Source organism: Bacillus sp. 01N42_2 (assembly GCF_056399565.1).
Genome location: NZ_JBFTRO010000003.1, coordinates 386,033 through 410,231, shown reverse-complemented (window position 1 = coordinate 410,231; position 24,199 = coordinate 386,033). Strand labels below are relative to the sequence as shown.

Genomic DNA, 24,199 nt, shown 5'->3' with positions numbered 1-24,199 from the left:
AGCGGAGGGCGCAGCATGAACAAAAAAATTTTAGTTGTAGATGATGAACAATCTATCGTTACTCTTTTACAGTACAATCTGGAACGGTCCGGCTATGATGTCATTACCGCATCAGACGGCGAAGAGGCTCTGGAGCAGGCAGAGAAGGAAAATCCGGATTTAATCGTACTGGATGTCATGCTGCCGAAAGTGGACGGAATCGACGTCTGTAAACAGCTCAGACAGCAGAAAATGATGGTTCCGATCTTGATGCTGACAGCAAAAGATGAAGAGTTTGATAAGGTGCTGGGACTGGAGCTCGGAGCGGATGATTACATGACAAAGCCGTTCAGTCCGAGGGAAGTGACTGCGCGGGTGAAAGCCATTTTAAGAAGGGCTGACATTTCTTCGCTGTCGCAAAGCAGAGAAGAGGAAAAGGACGGGCAGATCCTTATCGGCGAGCTGAAAATTCTTCCGGAGCATTACGAAGCGTACTTCAAGTCAGAACAGCTGGAATTGACGCCTAAAGAATTTGAACTGCTTCTGTATTTGGGAAAACACAAGGGAAGAGTGCTGACGAGAGATCTTCTGCTGAGCGCGGTCTGGAACTATGATTTTGCCGGGGACACCCGGATTGTTGACGTTCATATCAGCCATCTGCGCGACAAAATCGAATCAAATACCAAAAAACCCATCTATATTAAAACAATCAGAGGTTTGGGGTATAAACTGGAGGAGCCAAAAATGAATGAATAAAGTCCGTGTGCGTCTGTTCGCTTTACTCGTTGTATGTATCATATTGGTTTTCAGTGTTCTCGGCCTTTTTTTACAGCAGCTTATTTCTTCAGCCGCTAAAGACAGAACGGCGGATCAGCTGAAAAAGGAATCGGTATACATAGCGGGCCTTCTGGACACCGGCCGAATCGGCAATAAAAGCAATGAAACGGTGGTCCGCGACGCCGGCCGCACCCTCGGTATAAACGTCTCTGTTCTCAATGAGAAGGGTGACGCCGTTTATCATTCCGGCAGGCATGCTGATGATGCAGCCGTAAAGGAGTTCATTTCTCACAATAAAAATGAGGCAGCCATACAGGCGGGAAGCAAAGTGATCCGCGGCGCCGCCGTAAAAAATGACGCCGGCCGAACGGCGGGATATGTGCTCGTTTCCTCGGAAATCAGCGGCGGTTCAAGTATTACCGGAGAAATGTGGGGCATGCTGGCAGCAAGTCTTTGTACCGCTTTTATCATTATCGTTTTCTTTTATACAAACATGACGTCCCGTTACAAAAAATCAATCGACGCCGCGACGAAGGTGGCGACAGAGCTGTCCAAAGGCAATTATGACGCCCGCTCCTACAGCGGTTACGCAAGGCGGTCTGACCGTCTCGGGCGTGCGATGAACAGTCTGGCGGTCGATTTGATGGAAATGACGAGAACGCAGGATATGCAGCGCGACCGTCTGTTAACCGTCATTGAAAATATCGGTTCAGGTTTGATTTTAATAGACGGGAGAGGTTTTATTAATCTCGTGAACCGATCGTACACGAAGCAGTTTCATACAAAGCCTGAACGTCTGCTTCGCCGCCTTTACCATGATGCGCTTGAGCATGAGGAAATCATTCGGCTCGTCGAAGATATTTTTATGACGGAGACGAAAAAATGCCAGCTGCTGAGACTTCCCATCAATATTGAGCGGCGCTACTTTGAAGTTGACGGCGTTCCGATCATGGGTCCTGATGATGAATGGAAGGGCATTGTTCTCGTTTTTCACGATATAACGGAAATTAAAAAATTGGAGCAGATGAGGAAGGACTTCGTCGCCAATGTTTCCCATGAACTGAAAACGCCGATCACTTCGATTAAAGGCTTTACGGAAACGCTGTTAGACGGGGCGATGAAAGATGAAAAGGCGCTTTCAGACTTTCTGTCTATCATTCTGAAAGAAAGTGAGCGGCTCCAATCCCTCGTACAGGACTTATTGGATTTATCCAAAATGGAGCAGCAAAACTTTACGATGCGCGTAGAATCCTTTGACGCTGCAAAAATCCTCCATGAAATCGAAGCCCTTTTACAGCATAAGGCTGAGGAAAAAGGCATCAGTTTTCAGCTCGATCTTCCGGAGGAGCCGATTTTTGTGACGGGTGATGTGCACAGGCTGAAGCAGGTATTCCTGAATCTGGCGAACAACGCTTTAACCTACACGCCTGAAAAAGGGACGGTGGCGATTTCGGTAAATGTGAAAGAAACCGCTGTTGATATCAAAGTGTCCGATACGGGAATCGGTATTCAGAAGGAAGAGATTCCGCGGATATTTGAGAGATTTTACCGCGTGGATAAAGACAGAAGCCGCAACTCGGGAGGAACCGGGCTCGGTCTTGCCATCGTAAAGCACTTAATAGAAGCCCATGAAGGCAAAATCGAAGTCACAAGCGAGCCGGGACAGGGAACTGTGTTCACTGTGACGCTGAAGCGGCCGCCGGCAGCGTGATCAGCTTTACAAAGGATTAACAATTTCTTCATGACCTGTTAAACCTATCTTGTTAGGATGTAACAGAACCCCTTCATCCAAGGAGCCAATTTTGACGGCGGGAACGTGTTTTCTTGTTCCCGTCCTTTTTTGCGTTTTCACGGGGTCCGCTCATTTTCCTTTCAAATTGAACTTTGTTAAAATAAGAGAAGCTGTGAGATTAAAAAACAGAGGAATGACGAGCTTTTGCTCTTAGGAGGATATTGAATGACGGAACGAAAAAAATTAGTGCTTGTCGACGGAAACAGTCTGGCGTACCGGGCGTTTTTTGCATTACCGCTTCTAAGCAATGAAAAAGGCATTCATACAAATGCCGTATACGGGTTTGCGATGATTTTAATGAAAATGCTGGAGGATGAAAAACCGACCCACATGCTGGTGGCTTTTGATGCGGGAAAAACGACTTTCCGCCACAGCACGTTTAAAGAATATAAAGGCGGAAGGCAAAAAACGCCGCCGGAGCTTTCTGAACAGATGCCGTTCATCCGTGAGCTCCTCGATGCTTATAACATCAGCCGCTATGAGCTTCCTGAATACGAAGCGGATGATATTATCGGCACGCTTGCCGTATCTGCTGAGAAAGACGGCTTTGAAGTAAAGGTATTTTCCGGAGACAAAGACTTAACGCAGCTTGCAACCGGGAAAACGACCGTTGCTATTACGAGAAAAGGCATTACCGACGTGGAAGATTACACGCCGGAACACGTCGAAGAAAAGTACGGTCTGACACCGCTGCAAATCATTGATATGAAGGGATTAATGGGGGATTCCTCCGATAACATCCCGGGCGTTCCCGGCGTCGGCGAAAAAACGGCAATTAAACTCTTGAAGCAGTTCCATTCGGTTGAGAAACTGCTTGATTCAATTGATGAAGTCAGCGGGAAAAAATTAAAAGAAAAGCTCGAAGAATATAAAGAACAAGCCCTGATGAGCAAAGAGCTGGCGACGATTATGACAAATGCGCCGATTGAAGTCAAGCTTGACGATTTAGATTATCAAGGGTTCGACCGTGAACAAGTCGTTGCCATTTTTAAAGACCTCGGCTTTAACACGCTGCTTGAGCGGCTCGGTGAAGATAGCGGAGAAACGGCGGAAGAAGATTTTGAGGACATCAATGTTGAAACGGCCGAAGAAATCACTGAAGCTATGCTCGTTTCGCCGTCCGCTTTAGTCGTCGAACAAATCGGGGATAACTATCACGAAGAACCGATACTCGGCTTTTCCATCGTGAATGAAACAGGCCTTTATTATATTCCGAAAGAAACCGCCATCCAGTCCGAAGCGTTTAAATCCTGGGCTGAAGATGAGTCGAAGAAAAAGTGGGTGTTTGACAGCAAACGCTCCGTCGTCGCTTTGCGCTGGCAGGGAATTGAGCTGAAGGGAACGGAATTTGATGCGCTTCTTGCTGCCTACATTATAAACCCGGGCAATTCGTACGACGATGTCGCGAGCGTAGCGAAAGAATACGGCCTGAATATCGTTTCGAAAGATGAAGCGGTTTACGGAAAAGGCGCAAAGCGCGCCGTTCCGGCTGAAAAAGAGCTTGCCGATCATCTCGCGCGAAAAGCGTCTGCCGTTAACAGCCTCCGGGACAAGCTGCTGCACGCGCTGGAAGAAAATAATCAGCTTGAATTATATGAAGATCTCGAACTCCCGCTTGCGCTTATTCTCGGAGAAATGGAATCATTGGGCGTCAAAGTGGATGTTGATAGACTGAAGCGAATGGGCGAAGAGCTCGGGGCGAAGCTGAAAGAATATGAAGAAAAAATCCATGACATCGCCGGTGAACCGTTTAACATCAATTCACCAAAACAGCTCGGCGTCATTCTGTTTGAAAAGCTCGGCCTGCCGCCAGTAAAGAAAACAAAAACAGGCTATTCCACTTCAGCCGATGTGCTGGAGAAGCTCGCAGACAAACATGATATCGTCGCCTACATTCTGCAATATAGACAAATAGGCAAACTCCAATCAACTTATATTGAAGGGCTGCTGAAAGTCACACGCAAGGATTCTCATAAGGTGCATACGCGATTCAATCAGGCATTGACTCAAACCGGACGCCTCAGTTCAACGGATCCGAACCTGCAAAATATTCCGATCAGGCTGGAGGAAGGGCGGAAAATCCGTCAGGCTTTCGTACCGTCCGAACCGGACTGGCTTATTTTCGCCGCCGATTATTCACAAATTGAATTAAGGGTGCTTGCGCATATTTCAAAAGATGAAAATCTGATTGAGGCGTTTACGAATGATATGGACATTCACACAAAAACCGCAATGGATGTGTTTCATGTCAGCGAGGATGAAGTGACACAGGCGATGCGCCGTCAGGCAAAGGCCGTCAATTTCGGGATCGTTTACGGCATCAGTGATTACGGGCTGTCTCAAAACCTCGGCATTACCCGGAAGGAAGCGGGCGCTTTTATTGACCGCTACTTGGAAAGCTTTCCGGGCGTCAAGGCGTATATGGAAGAATCGGTGCAGGAAGCGAAACAAAAAGGATATGTGACGACTCTTATGCAGCGCCGCCGCTATATCCCCGAGCTGACAAGCCGCAACTTCAACCTGCGGAGCTTTGCGGAACGGACGGCCATGAATACGCCGATTCAGGGAAGCGCCGCTGATATTATTAAAAAAGCCATGATTGATATGGCAGCTGAGCTGAAGGAGAAAAAACTGAAGGCAAGACTGCTGCTTCAGGTGCACGATGAATTGATTTTTGAAGCGCCTAAGGAAGAAATTGAAATATTAGAGAAGCTGGTTCCTGAAGTGATGGAGCATGCTTTGGCATTAGACGTGCCGTTAAAGGCGGATTATGCTTCAGGACCGTCTTGGTACGATGCAAAATAAATAAACAGAGAAAAAGGAAGTGATGATTGTGCCGGAATTACCAGAAGTTGAAACGGTCCGGCGCACTCTGACCGGTCTTGTGAAGGGGAAAACGATTGAATCGGCGGACATCAGATGGCCGAATATCATCAAAAAACCCGCCGAGCCGGAGGAATTCGCGCGGCAGATTGCAGGAGAAACCATCCGATCCATCGGAAGAAGGGGAAAGTTTTTGCTTTTCCATCTGGATCATTATGTCATGGTGTCCCATCTCCGGATGGAGGGGAAATACGGTCTTTATCAGGCCGATGAGCCTGACGACAAACATGTTCACGTCGTGTTTCGCATGACGGACGGAACAGAGCTCCGCTACCGGGATGTCCGGAAATTCGGCACGATGCATTTATTTGCGCCGGGAGAGGAACTGAATGCATTACCGCTTTCACAGCTCGGACCCGAACCAGATGATGAAGCCTTTACCGCCGCCTATTTAAAAGAGCGGCTGGCAAAAACGAACCGCGCGGTGAAAACCGCCCTGCTCGATCAAAAAGCGGTCGTCGGCCTCGGCAACATTTATGTCGATGAAGCTTTATTCCGGGCGCGGATTCACCCTGAGACAAAAGCGAACAGCCTGTCTGACGGACAGATAAAAACGCTTCATACAGAAATTAAAGACACCCTTCAGGAAGCGATTGACGCGGGCGGGAGCACCGTCCGGTCTTATATCAATTCTCAAGGGGAAATCGGAATGTTTCAGCTCAAACATTACGTATACGGCAAAAAGGATGAGCCGTGCAAAACGTGCGGCACGATGATTTCTAAAATCGTAGTCGGCGGAAGGGGTACGCATTTTTGCGCCCGATGCCAAAAAAAATCATAAACTGAAGCTGTTCAAGCAGGCGGCAGCAGAATGACTTTTTTCTAACACAGATGATGACCTTTCTCCATATATATATTGTGATTCACCCAATAGGCATATGTCACAATTGCCGATCAAGAGAAAGGGAGAAACGGATATGGAGATTGTTTCTTTGCTGCTTTTGGCTTTTGCTGTCAGCTTGGACAGTTTTTCAGTCGGGTTTACGTATGGATTGAGAAAAATGAAAATCCCGTTCAAAGCGATTGCCGTGATCGCTTGCTGTTCAGCCTCTGTGATGTTTATATCCATGCTGATCGGCCATTTTCTGACAAAGATTTTCCCTGTATCCGTCACGGAGAAACTGGGCGGGCTGATCTTAATCGGAATCGGGGCATGGGTCATCTATCAATTTTTTAAACCGGCGAAAGAGCCGGATTACTTATTACACGAAAAAACGCTGCTAAACCTTGAAGTGAAATCGCTCGGCATCGTGATTCACATTTTGAAAAAGCCGACCAGCGCTGATATTGATCAATCCGGAACCATTAATGGAGTCGAAGCGCTTCTGCTCGGTATCGCCTTATCTATTGACGCCTTTGGCGCAGGCATGGGAGCGGCCATTCTCGGTTTTTCTCCGGTTATGATGAGCGTGACCGTCGGGGTGATGAGCTCGCTGTTTGTGTCATTCGGCATCAACGCCGGGCATTTTCTTTCAAGGTGGAATTGGATAGATAAAATGACATTTTTGCCGGGGATCCTGCTGATTATCATCGGGATTTGGAAAATGTAAGAAGGAGTGGGCTTTTTGAGCTTGGTCATCGGTTTAACGGGAGGCATCGCCAGCGGCAAAAGCACGGTAGCGCGCATGCTGATCGACAAAAAAATAACAGTCATTGATGCGGATGTCATCGCTAGGCAGGCGGTGGAAAAAGGAATGCCGGCTTACGGACAGATCGTTGAAGCGTTCGGAAAAGACATCCTGCAGGAAAACGGCGGCATTGACAGAAAAAAACTCGGTTCTATCGTTTTTACGGACGAACAGAAGCGTCTTATCCTGAATCAGATCGTTCATCCGGCAGTGCGTGCGGAAATGATGAAACAGCGGGATGAAGCCGTTGCGAGAAAAGAGCGGTTCGTCGTTTTGGATATCCCGCTTTTGTATGAAAGCGGGCTTGACTATCTGGTCGGCAAAGTGCTCGTCGTCACCGTACCGGCAGACATTCAGCTCAAACGGCTGATGAAGCGGAATTCACTTACAGAAGAAGAAGCGATGAGCCGGATAACGTCGCAAATGCCTTTAGCGGACAAAACAAAAAAAGCTGACGCCGTCATTGATAACAGCGGCAGTCTTGAATATACGAAGCATCAGCTGGAGGAAATATTGAGCAGCTGGACATAAAGAAACACCGTTCGGAAAACCGAACGGTGTTTTTCTGGTTAAAAATCAAAATTGTCAGGATCCGGGCCGACACGGAGATTTTCGTTCAGATCATCAATCCGCTTCATATCGTCAGCTGACAGTTCGAAATCAAAGACATTTGCATTTTCTTCAATACGGTGTTTTTTAGTTGATTTCGGAATGGTGATGACGCCGTTTTGCAAATCCCAGCGCAAAATCACTTGAGCGGCTGATTTGCCGTATTTCTCAGCGATTTCCTGTAAGACGGGATGATCAAGCAGCTGGCCTTGCATCAATGGCGACCATGCTTCAAGCTGAATATTTTGTTCGGCGCAGAAAGCGTGCAGTTCTTTCTGAGTCAGACGGGGGTGGTACTCCACCTGGTTAATCATCGGCTTGATTTCCGTTTCTTTCATGAGATGTTTCAGATGGTGAATTTGGAAATTGCTGACCCCGATCGCCTTAATGCGTCCATCCCGGTAGAGGGTTTCGAGCGCCCGCCACGCATCGATGTACTTTCCTTCGACAGGCCAATGGATCAAATATAAATCTAAATAGTCTAAACCGAGTTTTTCTAAACTTGTGTCAAACGCTTTTAACGTTTCTTCATACCCTAAATCGGCATTCCACACTTTTGACGTGACAAAAATGTCTTCACGCTTTAATCCCGCTTCTTGCAATCCTTGGCGGATGCCTTCGCCGACACCCTCTTCATTTCCGTAAATCGCGGCGGTATCAACACTGCGATAGCCGTGCGCCAATGCCGTTTTCACCGCGTTGACGAGTTCCGCGCCTTCCTCTACTTTGAAAACTCCGATGCCGAACCAAGGCATCTCTACTCCGTTATGCAATGTTGCTTTTGCTTGTAAATGTGTTGTCATGTATATGTTCCTCCTATTGTTTGTTTGTTAAAAAAATTAAAATGCGCTGAAGAAAAACTCACCTCCTTTCAAGGACAGTGCGATCCCGCTTTTCAAGCTTTCTGCTCCATCCGGTTAACACGACCGCGCTGAGCACCATTAACGCCCCGATCCAAGCGGTATGAATAATCCCGATTGAATCTGTTATAATCCCGCCGGCAAAAGAACCGATTGCGATTCCGGCATTAAATGCCGCGATGTTTAAGGCTGATGCTGTATCAACGGCGCTTGGCGCAAAACGTTCACTCAGCATCACGACATATACTTGAAGCCCCGGCACATTCATAAACGCCAACAGCCCCATAAAAATAATGGTGATCAGTCCGGCTGTTTTAAACGGCGCGGTAAAAGTCAAGATAAACAGCACAGCCGCCTGGACAATGAACATGTAAAACAATGCTCTCAGCGGATTCCGATTTGATAACCGGCCGCCGATCATGTTTCCGATAGCAATCGCAATTCCGTAAACAAGCAGGATGGCCGCGACGGTTTCTTTCTGAAAACCTGTTACTTCCTGAAGAAGCGGAGATAAATACGTAAACACGACAAACGTTCCGCCGTAGCCTAACGCTGTAATAATAAATAAAAGCAGCAGCCGGCCGTTTTTGACGAGTTTTATCTGTTCGGAAAATGCGGTTTTCGTTCCTTTGCGCAAATTTGACGGAACGAGAAGCGCATTTGTGAGAAATGCAATGATTCCTACCGCGACGATGACGGCAAATGCGATTCTCCATCCGAATTGCTGGCCGAGATAAGTCCCGAACGGAACACCGGTCACTGTAGCTACCGTCAGCCCTGTGAACATGATGGAAATCGCGCTTGCTCTTTTATGCTCAGGCACGATATTGGCGGCGATTGTTGCCCCGATTGACATGAAAATGCCGTGGGAAAAAGCAGAAATGACCCGCGCTGCCAGTAAGACGCCGATTGAGGAAGCGCTCGCTGCAAGTGTATTTCCGGCGATAAAAATCAGCATTACCCAGAGCAGCAGCGTTTTCCGCGACATGCCTGATGTAAGAGAAGTTAAAACCGGCGCGCCGAATGTCACGCCCAGAGCATACATGGAAACGGTAAGTCCCGCCGTTGTCACAGGTATATGCAGATCATGAGATATAAGCGGCAGCAGTCCGACGCTGATAAATTCGGTTGTGCCGATCGCAAAAGCACTGACGGCTAATGCCAGCAGTGCTGGTAAATAGCTTTGGCGATGTGAAGACATCTGTTTTCCTCCTTGAACGATAATGTATGGTTGAAATGATGCCGGGTAAACGATATAAGTATAAGAGTACATTCCTTTTCAGCCGGCAAATGTCATTATGATCGATAGATGAGTCATTGAAAAGAACGTACTTTTAAGTGCCATAGGCACTTTTTAGTTCCTATAGATGAGGAGGAATTACCGTTGCTGAAGAAAAAATACAATATATCTGTAGAGGCGACGCTAGAAGTGATCGGCGGAAAATGGAAGTGTGTGATCCTCTGCCACCTGATGCGCGGAAAAAAGCGGACAAGCGAATTGAAGCGGCTTATGCCGGACATTACACAAAAGATGCTGACACAGCAATTGCGGGAATTGGAAGCTGACGGCGTCATCAACCGGATCGTGTACAATCAGGTGCCGCCGAAAGTGGAATACGAATTGAGTGAATACGGCCACAGCCTGGAAAGAATTTTAAACGCGCTGTGCGACTGGGGCGCGATGCATATTTCTAAACGGTACGGCGAGGTGTCATCCGTATTAGAGGACAGCATTTTAAATGACAAATTTAAAGATCCGGAACAAATATAAGAAAAAAGCAGGCAGCCAGAGATGCTGATCCTGCTTTTTTTATGGAAAAAAGATCATTTTATATGCAAAAAAACCGATTGAACAACATATTGATCGGTATAAGGGCGGATTTTTATCAAGTTGTACTGGCGGATTTCTTTTAATGTGTTATACTATATATAATTAAAATTAAATTAGAGTGGCATATTAAAAAGGGGTGACCTGAGCATGAAGGTAAAAGTAGCAATCAACGGGTTTGGAAGAATCGGAAGAATGGTGTTCAGAAAAGCAATGGAAGATGATCAAATTCAAATAACAGCCATTAATGCAAGCTATCCCCCGGAAACGCTTGCTCATTTGATAAAGTATGACACAATTCACGGCAAATACGGTCAAGAAGTCGAAGCTGCCGAAGACAGTCTGATCGTCAACGGAAAACATATTATGCTGTTCAATCGGCGGGATCCGAGAGAGCTTCCGTGGAAAGAGTGCGGAATAGACATCGTTATAGAGGCAACGGGAAAATTTAATTCAAAAGAAAAAGCGATGAGCCATATTGAAGCAGGGGCGAAAAAGGTTATTTTAACGGCTCCGGGTAAAAATGAAGACGTTACCATTGTCATGGGAGTGAATGAAGAAAAGTTCAATCCGGATGAACATGTAATTATTTCAAATGCATCCTGCACGACAAACTGTCTTGCACCGGTCGTCAAAGTGCTTGATCAGGAATTCGGGATTGAGAGCGGCCTGATGACGACCGTTCACGCTTACACGAATGACCAAAAAAATATCGACAATCCGCATAAAGATCTGCGGAGGGCGAGAGCGTGCGGAGAATCCATCATTCCGACTTCTACAGGCGCGGCTAAAGCGCTGTCGCTCGTGCTGCCTCATCTGAAAGGAAAACTTCACGGCCTGGCTCTGCGGGTTCCCGTTCCTAACGTGTCCTTAGTGGACCTTGTCTGTGACCTGAAAACAGATGTGTCGGCCGAGCAAGTGAACGCCGCATTCCAACGAGCCGCAAAGACGTCAATGTACGGAATACTTGATTATTCGGATGAACCACTCGTTTCTTCGGATTATAATACGAATTCACACTCGGCGATCATTGACGGGCTGACGACAATGGTGATGGAAGACCGGAAAGTAAAGGTGCTCGCCTGGTATGACAATGAATGGGGATATTCCTGCCGGGTCGTTGATCTTATCCGCCACGTCGCCGCGCGAATGAAACACCCGTCAGCTGTGTAGAATAAAGATCATGGACATTTGTTAGAAAAAACCCTTAACGGCATATTTGCAAAAAAACACTCCTTGCAAAATAAACTTAAACACAGTATACTATCTTTCGTGAACTTCTTGCTCGTGACTGCTTCGGAATTACTTAAAGGGTTAGGACCTCTCCGGACTAACTTTCCCCCGTGGTAAATGGCCGGGTCAGTTCTCGGAAATTCACTTTTTTAATTCTTGTTAAGGGGGGTCCATGATTATGGAAACAATGGGGCGTCACGTCATCTCCGAGCTGTGGGGATGCGATTTTGATAAGCTCAATGACATGGATTTTATTGAAAAAACGTTTGTAAATGCTGCTTTGAAATCAGGAGCTGAAGTGCGCGAGGTCGCATTTCACAAATTTGCACCGCAAGGCGTAAGCGGAGTCGTTATTATCTCTGAGTCACATTTAACGATTCACAGTTTTCCTGAACACGGATATGCAAGCATTGATGTTTATACTTGTGGAGACCTGGATCCTAATGTGGCTGCTGATTACATTGCGGACGCATTACATGCAGATACAAGAGAAAACATTGAAATACCGAGAGGAATGGGGCCTGTACAGATTAAACAGGCACAAGCGAAAGTTCTGTAATTTTCAAAACGCAAACACAAGGGAGCTAAGCTGAAAAAGCCATTACGCGCTTTGAAGCTGATGCTCCTTTTCTTATGTAAAAAAACAGCATTGCTTTTTCTTTAAGCAATTTTTTTGTAAAATAGAAGAAGATAAGGCCGGTCTATCGGCTCTCCCAACACAATAGGCTCATCCTAGATACGTTGGCGGGCATTTACCGGAAGCTTGCGAACCGCATTACAGCAATGAAACAGATGGGAGCTGATCCAATTGAAATGTCCTTCATGCCAGCATAACGGTTCCCGCGTACTTGATTCACGGCCTGCGGACGAAGGGAAATCAATCCGCAGAAGGCGGGAGTGCGAAGCCTGCCATTACCGCTTCACTACATTTGAGAAGTTTGAAGAGATGCCTCTGATCGTCGTGAAAAAAGAAGGCGTCCGGGAAGAATTCAGCCGTGAAAAAATGCTGCGCGGATTAATTAAAGCCTGTGAAAAAAGGCCCGTTCCTTTAAAAACACTTGAAGACATGTGCTTTGACATTGAAAAAGAGCTGCGAAATCAAGGCGTATCTGAAGTCAAAAGCGAACTTGTCGGAGAAATGGTGATGGACCGGCTGGCGAAAATAGATGAGGTGTCTTATGTCCGCTTTGCCTCGGTCTACCGGCAGTTTAAAGATATAAACGTGTTTATTGATGAATTGAAAGATTTAATAAAGAAAGAGCGCTAAAGAGCTAAGAGATGATGTCTGGCTCTTTTCTCATGAGCAAAATTGGCATTTGATAGATGACGGAAACGGTGTAAAATGAGAGTAGAAACATATCGGAAGGTTTGAGAATCATGGCTGACTATTGGAATGACGTATTGCCTGTAGATCCTTATACGGTCAAAAGCCGTTCGCTTCTTCAGGATGTCGACAGACAGGTTTTGACACATCTGTACCAGCCGCTGATCGGTTCATTTGCATTCTCTCTGTATATGACTTTATGGGGGGAGCTTGAGCAGAACCGTTTGTGGGGAGCTGAATCCACGCACAGACAGCTGATGGGCATGATGCAGGCAAATCTAAAAAAGATTCATCATGAACAGGGAAAGCTTGAAGGAATCGGGCTGCTGAAAGTGTATATCCGGGAGTCCGAGCAAAAGGAACGGATGTTTATTTATGAGCTGCTGCCCCCGCTCAGACCGAATGATTTTTTTGAAGACGGCATGCTGAATGTCTTTCTTTATAACAGAGTCGGTAAAACGAAATACCAACAGCTGAGACAATTTTACACGCATCCTTCCGTCGGTGCGGACGCAAGGGAAATTACGCGTCCGTTTAATCACGCCTTTGCCTCTTTTCAGCCGAGCGAATGGAAAATGACGCCGGATATGGAAGAAGCGATGAAGCTCCCCGAGGACTATGAGACGGCGTCTGTCGGACAAGCGCCTTCCTATACGGTGACGGAGGAAGTGTTTGATTTTGAGCTTTTCATGGCGGGACTGTCAGAAACGATGATACCGCGCAAATCAATCACGCAGGACGTGCGGGAGAGCATTAAAAAGCTTTCATATTTATACGGAATAGATCCTATCTCCATGCAGCACGTCGTCATGACCGCAATTAATGAACAGGATACGATAACGGCCGAAGCGCTGAGGAAAGCGGCCAGCGACTGGTACCAAATTGAAAGAAGCGGGAAGCTTCCGGAACTGATTGATAAAACACAGCCTGTCCGTCTGCGGGAAAACAAGACGGAAAAGGACGATTCATTGAATGCCGAACTCATTGCACAGCTTGAGACCATATCACCGAGAAAGCTTCTTCAGGACATTGCGGACGGGACCGAGCCGTCCAAAGCAGACTTGCAGATTATCGCTGATATTATGTTCGAACAGAAGCTTGAGCCCGGTGTCACCAATGTGCTGATTTATTATGTCATGCTGAAAACGGATATGAAGCTGTCCAAAAACTATATTCAAAAAATCGCCGCTCACTGGGCCAGAAAGAAAGTAAAAACGGTCCGGGAAGCAATGAAGCTCGCAATAGAAGAGCACAGGCAGTATCTTGATTGGGCGGACGGCAAAACAAACGGCGCGGCGCGCGGCAAAAAAACCGTCCGGGAAGAAAAGCGCCCTGATTGGATGAAAGAAGAAGAAACCGGGAAGAAGCCTGAACAGCAGCCGGCTCTTTCCGCGGAGGATCTCGAAGAACAGAAGAAAAAAATGATGGAAGAAATGAAAAAACTGAAAAAATACTCTGCCTACTGAGACAGAGAAGCGGGGTGATACTGAATGGAACCGATCAGCCGATCCTTAGAAGGCGTGACGAAGAGACCTGACTTTCAAAAACGCCTGGAACGAATGCAGCAGCAAGTCATGGCCGACAAAGACGTCCAGGCTTTTTTGAAGGAACAGAAAGATGCAATTAATCAAAGCATGATTGACAGAGGGTTAAATAAACTGTACGAATACGTTCAGCAAAGCAAGCAGTGCGCCTTCTGTTCAAAAGACAACGAGACGAACAGCCTGCTTGAAGGCTATCATCCGAAGCTTGTGATCAACGGACGTTCTATTGATATTGAATATTACGAATGTCCGGAAAAGAGAAAGCTCGACCGCCAGAAAAGACAAAAGTCCCTGATGAAGAGCATGTATATCCAGCGGGATCTTCTCGGCGCGACGTTTCAGCAGATCGACATTACAGATCCGAGCAGACTCGGCATCTTCCAGCATGTGACGGATTTTCTGAAAAGCTATAATGAAACGGGCAAAGGCAAGGGGCTGTACCTGTACGGAAAATTCGGAATCGGAAAGACATTTATTCTAGCCGCCATTGCTAATGAACTGGCGGAAAAAGAGTATTCATCAATGATCGTATATGTTCCCGAATTTGTCAGAGAGCTGAAAAACTCGCTCCAGGATCAGTCGCTGGAGGAGAAACTGAATATGGTCAAAACGACGCCCGTCCTGATGCTTGATGACATCGGAGCGGAGTCAATGACAAGCTGGGTCAGGGATGAGGTCATCGGCACCGTGCTTCAGCACAGAATGAGCCAGCAGCTTCCCACGTTTTTCTCGTCCAATTTTTCACCTGACGAGCTGAAGCATCATTTTACGTATTCACAGAGGGGAGAAAAGGAAGAGGTAAAAGCGGCAAGATTGATGGAGCGGATTTTATATTTGGCTTCGCCTGTCCGTCTTGACGGGGAAAACCGCCGCCGTCCATAATGCCGGCGTCCAAAGGGAAGGATTTGAGGGAATGAGGAATAAGAAGGCTGTCACATGGGCTGCGGCTGCGGCGGGAGCCGGCCTTTTGCTGTGGGCAAACCGCAAATATCTGAATCTGTCGCCTAAGGAGATCCGTCTTTGGGTGTTATCGTTCGGTGTCTTTGCGCCGCTTGTGTTTATCGGAATTTCCATCGTCAGGCCTTTTGTGCTGTTTCCCGTATCAATCGTTTCCGTCGCCGGAGGATTGGCGTTCGGACCGTTTTTCGGCACCGTGTATACGCTGGCGGGCTCAATGGGCGCTGCGGCCGCGTCTTTTTTTGCGGCCGGGCTGTTTGCCTTTAAAGAAAAAAGCCGTCACGGAAAAATGGAAGCCATTCAAAAGCAGATGAAAACCAATGGCTTCTTTTATATTTTTATCCTTCGCATTCTGCCTGTGAATTTTGATGTGATCAGCTATGCCGCGGGCCTTTCGAAAGTCAGGCCGATGACATATTTTTTGGCGACCGCAGCGGGCATCATTCCGGGGACGATCGTTCTGAATGTGCTTGGCGCGAGCTTTATGTCCGGAAATGTGCTGAACATGCTCGGAGTCATCTGTCTTTACATCGTGTTTTTATCGCTTCCCCTCATCTTTAAGAAGAAGGTCCGCCATTTGTTCGGCGGTGAAAGCTAACCTTTACGTCTATTTTAAAAACATCCCCCATATACTTGTAACAGATGCCGTAAGGGGGGACAAATATGCTTGAAGTGATCTTTGAAGATGACCACGATACCGCCGCTTTTTTACATCTCATTCAGCAATCGGACGACCGGAGACATTTTATTGTCCGTGAAGGCATAAAAAAAGTCGGAATCGCAAGGTCGGAATCGGCTTTTTGCGTTCAGCGCTTTATTGAGCCGATCCTGGTCAGATTTTTTTTAGAATGTAAAGAAGACGAGCATATGCTTTCGCTTATTGAAGACGAATACTGCTTCACCGATCAGGATGAACAGCAGCAAATCCTTCAGCTTGCACACAGCATTATGGAAGGAGAGCTTGATGATCATCCGTTTGAGCCGAAGAAAGAGCCGCGCACACAGTTTATTTCAGAAGCGCTCCGGACGATTTCACTTGATGCGGGTGTTTTTTCCGTGCGTTCGTTTCAGACGTTCCGGCTCGGCAGGTATTATGAGCGGCTCAGGGAATATACCGAGGCTGCGATAGATGAATACCGGATGGAACAGGAATATCAAAACTTTATCCAGTCTTTGAGAGATTACGTGACATCCAATCCGCCGCGGATGAAGAAAGTCCATATCGTACATGACCGGGCTTTTACACTGTGGGAGCTGCGCTATGTGTCAGAACGGGAACAGAAAAAATACATAGACAGACGGTTTGTGCGGGAGCACCCGATGTATATAGATTCCCACCTGCTTGCGCCGCTGATCTCCATCGCGCCTGAGACGGTAGAACTATATACGGACAAACCGGAGCATATGATGTCCAGAACGATTCAAAACGTGTTTCAGGAGCGGGTGCGTCTTTTTCCGTTAGGCGCGTTTGCGGCGGAAAAGACGGAAGGATAGCTGCACAGACGGCCTTGCGGCAGCAGCGGGGCTGTCTGTGCGAAATCAGACGGAAAACCGAGTTGCATTTTTCTCACAGACATTTTATAATACATAACAGATTAATGATTGCTACACGTATTGATAAGGACATGAAGCATTGATACCGGCTTTATAAGAGAGGAGAGCCCAGGCTGAAAGCTTTCCAGCTATGGATCATTGTCTTTACCGCCTTTGAACTTCAGCTGTGAACGCCGGAATAAGCGCCAGTAATAGCTGACGGGAACTCCCGTTACAGAGTTTAGAGCCGCAGGCGCCGAAAAAAACAGGCCGCGCGGAAAAAAGGGTGGAACCACGATTCCGTTTATTTAACCTCGTCCCTTTCATAGGGGGCGGGGTTTTTGATTTGCATAAAAAAAGGAGTGACGAAGATGTCAGATATGATCAACATCACATTTCCGGACGGAGCGGTAAAGGAATTTCCGAAAGGAACAACAACAGAAGATATCGCGGCATCCATCAGTCCGGGATTAAAGAAAAAGTCTTTAGCCGGAAAACTGAACGGACAGGAAATTGATTTAAGAACGCCGATTCAAGAGGACGGTGCCGTAGAAATTATTACAGAAGGCACAGAAGAAGGCCTGAATATCATGCGTCACAGCACGGCGCATTTATTGGCTCAGGCGATTAAACGCATTTATAAAGATGTGAAATTCGGAGTCGGCCCCGTCATTGAAAACGGGTTCTATTATGACGTTGAAATGGAGCAGGCGCTGACGCCGGATGATCTTCCGAAGATTGAAAAAGAAATGAAACGCATCGTCGGTGAAAATCTGCCGATCATCCGAAAAGAAGTGAGCCGTGAGGAAGCAAAAGCCATGTTTGCGGAAATCGGCGATAATCTGAAGCTTGAACTGCTGGATGCCATCCCAGAAGGAGAAACGGTCTCCATTTATGAGCAGGGTGAATTTTTTGACCTCTGCCGCGGCGTGCACGTGCCGTCTACAGGAAAAATTAAAGAATTTAAGCTGCTCAGCCTTGCAGGCGCATACTGGCGCGGCGACAGCAAAAACCAAATGCTTCAGCGCATTTACGGCACGGCTTTCTTTAAAAAAGATGACCTGAAAGAGCATTTGCGCATGCTTGAAGAAGCGAAAGAACGCGACCACAGAAAACTGGGCAAAGAACTAAAATTGTTCGCCAACTCTCAAAAAGTCGGACAAGGCCTGCCGCTCTGGCTGCCGAAAGGCGCGACCATCCGCCGCGTGATTGAGCGCTACATTGTGGATAAAGAGCTGAGCCTCGGCTATGAACACGTCTATACGCCTGTTCTCGGAAGCAAAGACCTGTACGAAACATCAGGTCACTGGGAACATTATCAGGACGGCATGTTCCCGCCGATGGAAATGGACAATGAAACGCTTGTGCTCCGTCCGATGAACTGTCCTCACCATATGATGATTTACAAACAGGACATTCACAGCTACCGCGAGCTTCCGATCCGCATCGCCGAGCTCGGAACGATGCACCGCTATGAAATGTCAGGAGCGCTTTCAGGTCTTCAGCGCGTACGCGGCATGACGTTAAATGACGCGCACATTTTCGTCCGCCCGGATCAGATTAAAGAAGAATTCATCCGCACGGTCCGCTTGATTCAAGACGTATACGAAGACTTCGGCCTGAGTGATTACACATTCCGCCTGTCTTACCGGGATCCTGAAGACACGGAAAAATATTTTGATGATGATGAGATGTGGAATAAAGCGCAATCCATGCTGAAGGCGGCAATGGATGAAATCGGCCATGATTACTATGAAGCGGAAGGCGAAGCGGCATTTTACGGCCCTAAGCTTGACGTGCAGGTGAAAACGGCGATCGGCAAAGAAGAGACATTGTCAACCGTGCAGCTTGACTTCCTTCTTCCGGAACGCTTTGATCTCACTTACGTCGGGGAAGACGGCAAACAGCACCGTCCAGTCGTTATTCACCGAGGCGTCGTGTCAACGATGGAACGCTTTGTTGCTTTCTTAATCGAAGAGCACAAAGGCGCTCTTCCGACATGGCTTGCGCCTGTGCAGTTCCAAGTCATTCCTGTATCACCATCTGTGCATCTTGACTACGCGAAAAAAGTGCAGGAGCGCCTGCAGCGCGAAAGCCTGCGTGTCGAGCTTGACAGCCGGGACGAGAAAATCGGCTATAAAATCCGTGAAGCGCAAATGCAAAAAATCCCGTACATGCTTGTGGTCGGTGACCAAGAAGCTGAAAACGGCGCGGTAAACGTCCGGAAATACGGCGAGCAGAAATCCGAAACCGTTTCATTGGACGATTTTGTGAAAAAGGCTGTAGCCGAAGCGAAAAAATAACCAGACACACAAAAGCCCCCATTCTGAATGAATGGGGGTTTTTTTTATTTTTGTTTCTGCTTCTCTATAATCGCAAACAGCTCGTGAAGATCGCTGATCACATAATCAGGCGTAATGTCTGTTTCATTTTTCTTATTCGTCCGGTTTACCCACACCGTCGTGATGCCTGCCCGTTTCGCTCCCAAAATATCAGTGTTGAGATTATCTCCGACCATTATGGCATCTTCTTTTTTCAGCTTCAGGAGGCTGAGGCAATGTTCAAATATAGAGGCGTCGGGTTTCCCTTTTCCGAAAGCGCCTGAGATGACGATTTCATTAAAATAAGGCGCAAGCTCAGGAACGCCGGCAAGTTTTTCTTTTTGCAGGCTGGGATCGCCGTTTGTCAGCAGAAGCAGTTCATAAACACCTTTCAGCTTATCAAGCACCGCAAATGTTTCATCATATACATACGGGCGCTGTCTGCGTTCCGCCGCGAAAAACTCCGCCAAATATTCGCCGTAAGCCGCATCGTCTATGCCGACACTTTTTAAGCCGTTCGTCCAGGCGTTTCGTCTGTATTCCGGCGCAATCTGATTCAGCTGTTTAAATCCTTCGCTGACCGGCTCGGAGAAATTCGCCCACAACCCTTCAAACGGATTAATGCCGATCATGACCGTATAAGGATAGGTTTCGTATGACATATACAATTCCCGTGCCGCTTTCCGAACCGCTTCTTCAAAAGTGTGCGGGTCAAGGCCATATTTTTTTTCCGCTTGTAAACATGTTTCCCTGAATGTTGTTCTGACGCTTTTTTCATCCCATAACAGTGTATCGTCCAAATCAAAAAATACGGCTTTCATGATCTTCTCCTCTTTGTTATATTCTGAAACTCTCTGCCGCAAGGCTCCCGTTTATTCTACAATAGATACATAGACTGCGAAAGATTTGTTTTCAGATGATTTGAAAAAAACAGGCAGATTTGTGTCATATTCTGTCTCAAGCGTTAAAACGTGATAAAATAAAATTTGAAAGAACAGGTGAAAAAGCATGCTGCATTTGATCATTATGATGCTGGAAAGAGTCGGAATAATCGTCATATTGGGCTTTGTTCTGGCTCATACCAGATTGTTCAGACAGGCGCTCCAGCAGCCTGAGAGCTATAAAGGAAAAGCGGTGCTGATTTCAATTTTCTCGCTGTTCAGTATTATCAGCAACTATACGGGAATAGAAATTCAGCAGAATACAATTATGAATAATGACTGGGTGTTTCAAATTAATCCGTCCGGTTCAATTGCCAACACGCGGATTATGGGTGTTGAAATCGGCGGACTCTTGGGCGGCCCGTATGTAGGGATCGGTGTCGGCATACTGTCGGGCCTGCATCGCTTATCACTAGGCGGCGCGACCGCAGTCAGCTGTGCCGTCTCATCCGTTTTAGCGGGGATTTTATCCGGCTGGATCGGGCGGTATTTCAGAAAGCGCTATGCAATGCCGACACCGCGAGTGGCCGCGCTGGTCGGACTCGGGATGGAATCATTGCAAATGCTGCTCATTCTTTTAATGGCCAAGCCGTTTTCTGACGCTTGGACGCTAGTGAGCATCATTGGCATCCCGATGATATTGGTAAACGGGTCAGGGACTTTTATTTTTCTTTCGATCATTCAATCGATGATCCGGAAGGAAGAACGGGCAAGAGCTCTTGAGACCCACAGGGTGCTGATGATTGCCGACCAGACGCTTCCGTTTTTCCGTCAGGGGCTGAATGAAAGCTCATGCAAAAGCGTCGCTGCCATCATCCACAGGCAAACAGGAACGGACGCGGTATCGCTTACGGATAATGAAAAGATTTTAGCTCACGTCGGAGCGGGTGCCGACCATCATATTCCGTCTGAAAGCCTGATCACCGGATTGTCAAAACGCGTCATTAAAACGGGGCATATTATGAAAGCGACATCAAAGGAAGAAATTGAATGCACGCACGATCCCTGTCCGCTGCATGCGGCGATCGTATTGCCGCTGACGTCAAACGGCAAAACAATCGGGACGCTGAAAATGTACTTTAAAAGCCCGTCAGGTTTAAGCCGGGTTGAAGAAGAGCTCGCAGAGGGGCTCGCCATGCTGTTTTCCACCCAGCTTGAACTCGGCGAGGCGGAATTGCAGAGCAAATTGCTGAAAGATGCAGAAATAAAGGCGCTTCAGGCACAGGTCAATCCGCATTTTCTGTTTAATGCAATCAATACGATTTCTGCTCTTTGCCGTACGGATGTGGAAAAAACCCGAAAGCTTCTGCTGCAGCTCAGCGTCTATTTCCGTTCCAACCTGCAGGGGGCAAGGCAGCTGCTCATCCCGCTTTCTAAAGAACTGAACCATCTGCAGGCATATTTGTCATTGGAGCAGGCCCGTTTTCCCGGGAAATATAAAATCAGTCTTGAAATTGAAAACGGTTTGGAGGACATCGAAATTCCTCCTTTTGTGCTGCAGATCCTCGTCGAAAATGCGCTCCGCCATGCATTTTCAAGAAAGCAGGACAGCTGTGCCGTCAATGTCAGCGTGGTATCCGCCGGCCCGTCGGTTTTAATGCGGGTGGGGGACAATGGACGGGGAATTGATCCGGAATTGCTGTCCGTGCTCGGAAACCGTCCGCTGCCGTCTAAAGAAGGAACGGGAACGGCACTTTACAATTTAAATCAGCGGCTGATCGGGCTGTTCGGCCCTGAAGCCGCTCTGCGATTGGAAAGTGAGCCCCAAAAAGGTACGGACGTATCATTTGAGCTGCCTTTGAAACTGATGACTAAAGGAGAAGAACATGCTGAAGGTGTTAATCGTTGATGATGAAATGCTGGCAAGGGATGAATTAGCTTATTTGCTGAAACGGACGAATGAAGTAGATGACATAAACGAGGCGGAAAATATTGAATCCGCTTTTGACAGCATGATGGATCAAAAACCCGATCTGCTGTTTTTGGATGTTGATTTGTCAGGAGAAAACGGATTTGACATTGCCAAGCGGCTGAAAAACATGAAAAATCCGCCGGCTGTCGTTTTTGCGACAGCGTATGACCAATTTGCTTTAAAGGCCTTTGAAGTCGATGCGCTCGATTATTTAACAAAGCCTTTTGATGAAGAAAGAGTCCGCCAGACAATCAGAAAGTTTAAAAGAGTGAAGCAGGACAGGGCAGAAGCCGTCTCAGAACAGCCGTCCGCAGCCGGAGCGCATAAGCTTGCGGTATCAGCCGGCGAATCCATTGTCATTTTAGATACGAAAGATATTATTTTTGCGGGCATGGAGGACGGGCACGTTTCCGTCAAAACGTTTGCCGCGTCTTATTCCGTTCATGAAACCTTGGCTGTCATTGAGAAAAAGCTGCCTGAGACGGGCTTCTTGAGAGTGCACCGCGCGTTCATCGTGAATACGGAGCATATTACGGAAATTCATCCATGGTTTAATTCGACCTACAATCTGATCTTAAAAGACGGCTCTAAAATTCCCGTCAGCCGTACATACGCTAAGGACTTAAAAAAGCTGCTTCATATTATATGAGGCGGCTTTCTGCATTTCAGCAGCCGTTTTTTGCATTTCAGATTGAATATTCTGCGGGTTTGTGATGAAAGCGCTTAATAAGTCGGTTTCTCTTTTATAATGGACCTAACTTAGAGAAAGAGGTGAAGAAAATGAGTGCGAAGAAAGTGTACGGATTTCTGACACAAGCATTTATTTTTGCCGGCATTATGCTCATATCTAATGGGATTGCAGCGATTGTCCCCATTCCTATACCCGCTTCCGTAGTAGGTTTGGTGCTATTATTTGTCCTTTTATGCCTGAAAGTGATAAAACTTGAACAAGTAGAAACGCTGGGAACATCATTAACGTCACTGATCGGATTTTTATTTGTCCCGTCGGGCATCTCCGTGATGAATTCACTTGGCGTCATGCAGCAGTACGGCGTGCAGATCGCACTCGTCATCTTACTCGCCACCATCATTCTGTTAGGGGCGACGGGCCTTTTTTCTCAGCTGATTCTGTCAGTCAGCCAAAAACGTCAGAAGGCAGCTCCGGCTGATAAACAAACGGTGCGCCGTTCCAATCAAGAAAATGAACTTGTGCAGCATTAGGAGGGAAATCGGATGAGTCCATATTTCGGTATTGTCGTTTCACTTGCGGCCTTTGGCATCGGCACGTATTTATTTAAAAAAACGAAAGGCTTTTTCCTCTTCACCCCGCTGTTTGTCGCGATGGTGCTTGGCATTCTTTTTCTGAAGCTCGGCGGTTTTTCATATGAAGATTATAAAAGCGGCGGAGACATTATTAAGTTCTTCCTGGAGCCTGCGACGATTGCTTTTGCCATTCCTTTATACAAACAGCGTGACAAGCTGAAAAAATACTGGTGGCAGATCATGTCGTCTATCATTGTCGGCTCTATCTGCTCAGTCACGATTGTCTATCTGATCGCAAAAGGCATTCATCTTGACGCGGCCGTTATGAAAAGCATGCTTCCGCAGGCGGCGACAACGGCAATTGCCCTTCCGTTGTCAAAAGGGATCGGCGGCATCACCGACATCACTGCTTTCGCCGTCATTTTCAACGCCGTCATTGTCTATGCTCTCGGGGCATTATTCTTAAAACTGTTTAAAGTGAAACACCCGATCTCTAAAGGATTGGCTCTCGGCACATCCGGACACGCACTCGGTGTTGCGGTCGGTATTGAGATGGGAGAAGTAGAAGCGGCAATGGCAAGTATCGCGGTTGTCGTCGTAGGAGTGGTGACGGTGCTGGTCATTCCGGTATTCGTTCAGCTCATTGGTGGATAAACCCGGATCATACACCCGGGTTTTTTATTGTCCGGCCCATCCGCGGACGGCAAAGAACGAAATTTCACATTTTTCCTTGCGCTCCCCCCGGTGCCGTGTTAAAATGAAAAAGTTGATCCGGATAAGTCATTCTTGACTAACGTTCCGGTATTGTGTAGAAT

At 47.1% G+C, this 24,199-nt stretch carries 22 protein-coding genes; 19 read left to right on the top strand and 3 right to left on the bottom strand.

The genetic code is table 11. The features are described 5' to 3' along the window. Positions 1–15 precede the first annotated feature (15 nt). The 6 genes from AC1DN5_RS09615 to coaE all read left to right on the top strand — a co-directional run bounded on the left by AC1DN5_RS09615 (position 16) and on the right by coaE (position 7,590). Entirely contained in the window at positions 16–735 is a 720-nt protein-coding gene (locus AC1DN5_RS09615) for a response regulator transcription factor (protein WP_016938608.1), read from the top strand. Continuing rightward, positions 728–2,467, top strand: coding sequence for a two-component system histidine kinase PnpS (gene pnpS, locus AC1DN5_RS09610; protein ID WP_366969091.1), 1,740 nt, complete (start codon positions 728–730; stop codon positions 2,465–2,467). Before AC1DN5_RS09615 ends, pnpS begins: the two co-directional genes overlap by 8 nt. Before the next feature lie 246 nt (positions 2,468–2,713). After that, entirely contained in the window at positions 2,714–5,353 is a 2,640-nt protein-coding gene (polA, locus tag AC1DN5_RS09605; RefSeq protein ID WP_198698002.1) for a DNA polymerase I, read from the top strand. Between the two features lie 28 nt (positions 5,354–5,381). Beyond that, entirely contained in the window at positions 5,382–6,212 is an 831-nt protein-coding gene (gene mutM, locus AC1DN5_RS09600; RefSeq protein ID WP_016938611.1) for a DNA-formamidopyrimidine glycosylase, read from the top strand. 136 nt (positions 6,213–6,348) lie between these two features. Further along, positions 6,349–6,981: a sporulation membrane protein YtaF gene (ytaF, locus tag AC1DN5_RS09595; protein WP_016938612.1), complete on the top strand. Its 633-nt coding sequence runs from the start codon at positions 6,349–6,351 to the stop codon at positions 6,979–6,981. A gap of 15 nt (positions 6,982–6,996) precedes the next feature. Beyond that, entirely contained in the window at positions 6,997–7,590 is a 594-nt protein-coding gene (gene coaE / locus AC1DN5_RS09590; protein ID WP_366969092.1) for a dephospho-CoA kinase, read from the top strand. A gap of 38 nt (positions 7,591–7,628) precedes the next feature. Here coaE and AC1DN5_RS09585 read toward each other — a convergent pair whose 3' ends face one another. After that, positions 7,629–8,471: an aldo/keto reductase gene (locus AC1DN5_RS09585; RefSeq protein WP_366969093.1), complete on the bottom strand. Its 843-nt coding sequence runs from the start codon at positions 8,469–8,471 to the stop codon at positions 7,629–7,631. 58 nt (positions 8,472–8,529) lie between these two features. After that, positions 8,530–9,729, bottom strand: coding sequence for an MFS transporter (locus tag AC1DN5_RS09580; protein ID WP_366969094.1), 1,200 nt, complete (start codon positions 9,727–9,729; stop codon positions 8,530–8,532). Between the two features lie 183 nt (positions 9,730–9,912). On the opposite strand from AC1DN5_RS09580, the gene AC1DN5_RS09575 reads away from it, so the two are divergent. The 9 genes from AC1DN5_RS09575 (at position 9,913) to thrS (ending at position 19,250) form a co-directional block, all read left to right on the top strand. Further along, a complete protein-coding gene (locus AC1DN5_RS09575; protein ID WP_049627153.1) occupies positions 9,913–10,299 on the top strand; it encodes a winged helix-turn-helix transcriptional regulator in 387 nt (128 codons plus the stop codon). 207 nt (positions 10,300–10,506) lie between these two features. After that, a complete protein-coding gene (locus AC1DN5_RS09570) occupies positions 10,507–11,529 on the top strand; it encodes a glyceraldehyde-3-phosphate dehydrogenase (protein WP_045925223.1) in 1,023 nt (340 codons plus the stop codon). Positions 11,530–11,767: 238 nt separating this feature from the next. Then, on the top strand, positions 11,768–12,148 hold the full coding sequence (gene speD / locus AC1DN5_RS09565) for an adenosylmethionine decarboxylase (protein ID WP_003152471.1): 381 nt from the start codon (positions 11,768–11,770) through the stop codon (positions 12,146–12,148). Between the two features lie 249 nt (positions 12,149–12,397). Then, positions 12,398–12,856, top strand: a complete 459-nt coding sequence (gene nrdR / locus AC1DN5_RS09560; protein ID WP_003152473.1) for a transcriptional regulator NrdR — start codon at positions 12,398–12,400, stop codon at positions 12,854–12,856. Between the two features lie 110 nt (positions 12,857–12,966). Further along, entirely contained in the window at positions 12,967–14,379 is a 1,413-nt protein-coding gene (gene dnaB, locus AC1DN5_RS09555) for a replicative helicase loading/DNA remodeling protein DnaB (RefSeq protein ID WP_047476918.1), read from the top strand. 24 nt (positions 14,380–14,403) lie between these two features. Further along, positions 14,404–15,339 (top strand): primosomal protein DnaI, encoded by a 936-nt coding sequence (gene dnaI, locus AC1DN5_RS09550; protein WP_016938619.1) that lies wholly within the window; start codon positions 14,404–14,406, stop codon positions 15,337–15,339. Positions 15,340–15,370: 31 nt separating this feature from the next. Further along, positions 15,371–16,012: a TVP38/TMEM64 family protein gene (locus AC1DN5_RS09545; protein ID WP_029575352.1), complete on the top strand. Its 642-nt coding sequence runs from the start codon at positions 15,371–15,373 to the stop codon at positions 16,010–16,012. A gap of 65 nt (positions 16,013–16,077) precedes the next feature. Further along, positions 16,078–16,908 (top strand): putative sporulation protein YtxC, encoded by an 831-nt coding sequence (gene ytxC, locus AC1DN5_RS09540; RefSeq protein WP_016938621.1) that lies wholly within the window; start codon positions 16,078–16,080, stop codon positions 16,906–16,908. 410 nt (positions 16,909–17,318) lie between these two features. Continuing rightward, complete coding sequence (thrS, locus tag AC1DN5_RS09535) at positions 17,319–19,250, top strand: threonine--tRNA ligase (RefSeq protein WP_366969095.1); 1,932 nt, start codon at positions 17,319–17,321, stop codon at positions 19,248–19,250. A gap of 44 nt (positions 19,251–19,294) precedes the next feature. Here the strand turns inward: thrS and AC1DN5_RS09530 are convergent, their stop codons facing one another. Then, a complete protein-coding gene (locus AC1DN5_RS09530) occupies positions 19,295–20,089 on the bottom strand; it encodes an HAD family hydrolase (protein WP_060964584.1) in 795 nt (264 codons plus the stop codon). Between the two features lie 187 nt (positions 20,090–20,276). Here AC1DN5_RS09530 and AC1DN5_RS09525 point away from each other — a divergent pair, with 187 nt between their 5' ends. From AC1DN5_RS09525 to lrgB, 4 genes are all read left to right on the top strand, one after another. Further along, entirely contained in the window at positions 20,277–22,058 is a 1,782-nt protein-coding gene (locus AC1DN5_RS09525) for a sensor histidine kinase (protein WP_366969096.1), read from the top strand. Then, a complete protein-coding gene (locus tag AC1DN5_RS09520; RefSeq protein WP_366969097.1) occupies positions 22,036–22,770 on the top strand; it encodes a LytR/AlgR family response regulator transcription factor in 735 nt (244 codons plus the stop codon). The genes AC1DN5_RS09525 and AC1DN5_RS09520 overlap by 23 nt, the downstream gene beginning before the upstream one ends. A 131-nt stretch (positions 22,771–22,901) precedes the next feature. Then, positions 22,902–23,342 (top strand): antiholin-like murein hydrolase modulator LrgA, encoded by a 441-nt coding sequence (gene lrgA, locus AC1DN5_RS09515; RefSeq protein ID WP_016938627.1) that lies wholly within the window; start codon positions 22,902–22,904, stop codon positions 23,340–23,342. Positions 23,343–23,354: 12 nt separating this feature from the next. Continuing rightward, positions 23,355–24,038 carry an antiholin-like protein LrgB gene (lrgB, locus tag AC1DN5_RS09510; RefSeq protein ID WP_049627150.1) on the top strand — a complete coding sequence of 228 codons (684 nt, stop codon included), beginning with the start codon at positions 23,355–23,357 and terminating at the stop codon, positions 24,036–24,038. Positions 24,039–24,199 lie beyond the last annotated feature (161 nt).

Bases quoted from the DNA above. Each gene is read 5' to 3' on its own strand.
- AC1DN5_RS09615 (WP_016938608.1), top strand. From the start codon at position 16: ATGAACAAAAAAATTTTAGTTGTAGATGATGAACAATCTATCGTTACT.
- pnpS (WP_366969091.1), top strand. From the start codon at position 728: ATGAATAAAGTCCGTGTGCGTCTGTTCGCTTTACTCGTTGTATGTATC.
- polA (WP_198698002.1), top strand. From the start codon at position 2,714: ATGACGGAACGAAAAAAATTAGTGCTTGTCGACGGAAACAGTCTGGCG.
- ytaF (WP_016938612.1), top strand. From the start codon at position 6,349: ATGGAGATTGTTTCTTTGCTGCTTTTGGCTTTTGCTGTCAGCTTGGAC.
- AC1DN5_RS09585 (WP_366969093.1), bottom strand. From the start codon at position 8,471: ATGACAACACATTTACAAGCAAAAGCAACATTGCATAACGGAGTAGAG.
- AC1DN5_RS09580 (WP_366969094.1), bottom strand. From the start codon at position 9,729: ATGTCTTCACATCGCCAAAGCTATTTACCAGCACTGCTGGCATTAGCC.
- AC1DN5_RS09570 (WP_045925223.1), top strand. From the start codon at position 10,507: ATGAAGGTAAAAGTAGCAATCAACGGGTTTGGAAGAATCGGAAGAATG.
- speD (WP_003152471.1), top strand. From the start codon at position 11,768: ATGGAAACAATGGGGCGTCACGTCATCTCCGAGCTGTGGGGATGCGAT.
- dnaB (WP_047476918.1), top strand. From the start codon at position 12,967: ATGGCTGACTATTGGAATGACGTATTGCCTGTAGATCCTTATACGGTC.
- dnaI (WP_016938619.1), top strand. From the start codon at position 14,404: ATGGAACCGATCAGCCGATCCTTAGAAGGCGTGACGAAGAGACCTGAC.
- AC1DN5_RS09545 (WP_029575352.1), top strand. From the start codon at position 15,371: ATGAGGAATAAGAAGGCTGTCACATGGGCTGCGGCTGCGGCGGGAGCC.
- ytxC (WP_016938621.1), top strand. From the start codon at position 16,078: ATGCTTGAAGTGATCTTTGAAGATGACCACGATACCGCCGCTTTTTTA.
- thrS (WP_366969095.1), top strand. From the start codon at position 17,319: ATGTCAGATATGATCAACATCACATTTCCGGACGGAGCGGTAAAGGAA.
- AC1DN5_RS09530 (WP_060964584.1), bottom strand. From the start codon at position 20,089: ATGAAAGCCGTATTTTTTGATTTGGACGATACACTGTTATGGGATGAA.
- AC1DN5_RS09525 (WP_366969096.1), top strand. From the start codon at position 20,277: ATGCTGCATTTGATCATTATGATGCTGGAAAGAGTCGGAATAATCGTC.
- AC1DN5_RS09520 (WP_366969097.1), top strand. From the start codon at position 22,036: ATGCTGAAGGTGTTAATCGTTGATGATGAAATGCTGGCAAGGGATGAA.
- lrgA (WP_016938627.1), top strand. From the start codon at position 22,902: ATGAGTGCGAAGAAAGTGTACGGATTTCTGACACAAGCATTTATTTTT.
- lrgB (WP_049627150.1), top strand. From the start codon at position 23,355: ATGAGTCCATATTTCGGTATTGTCGTTTCACTTGCGGCCTTTGGCATC.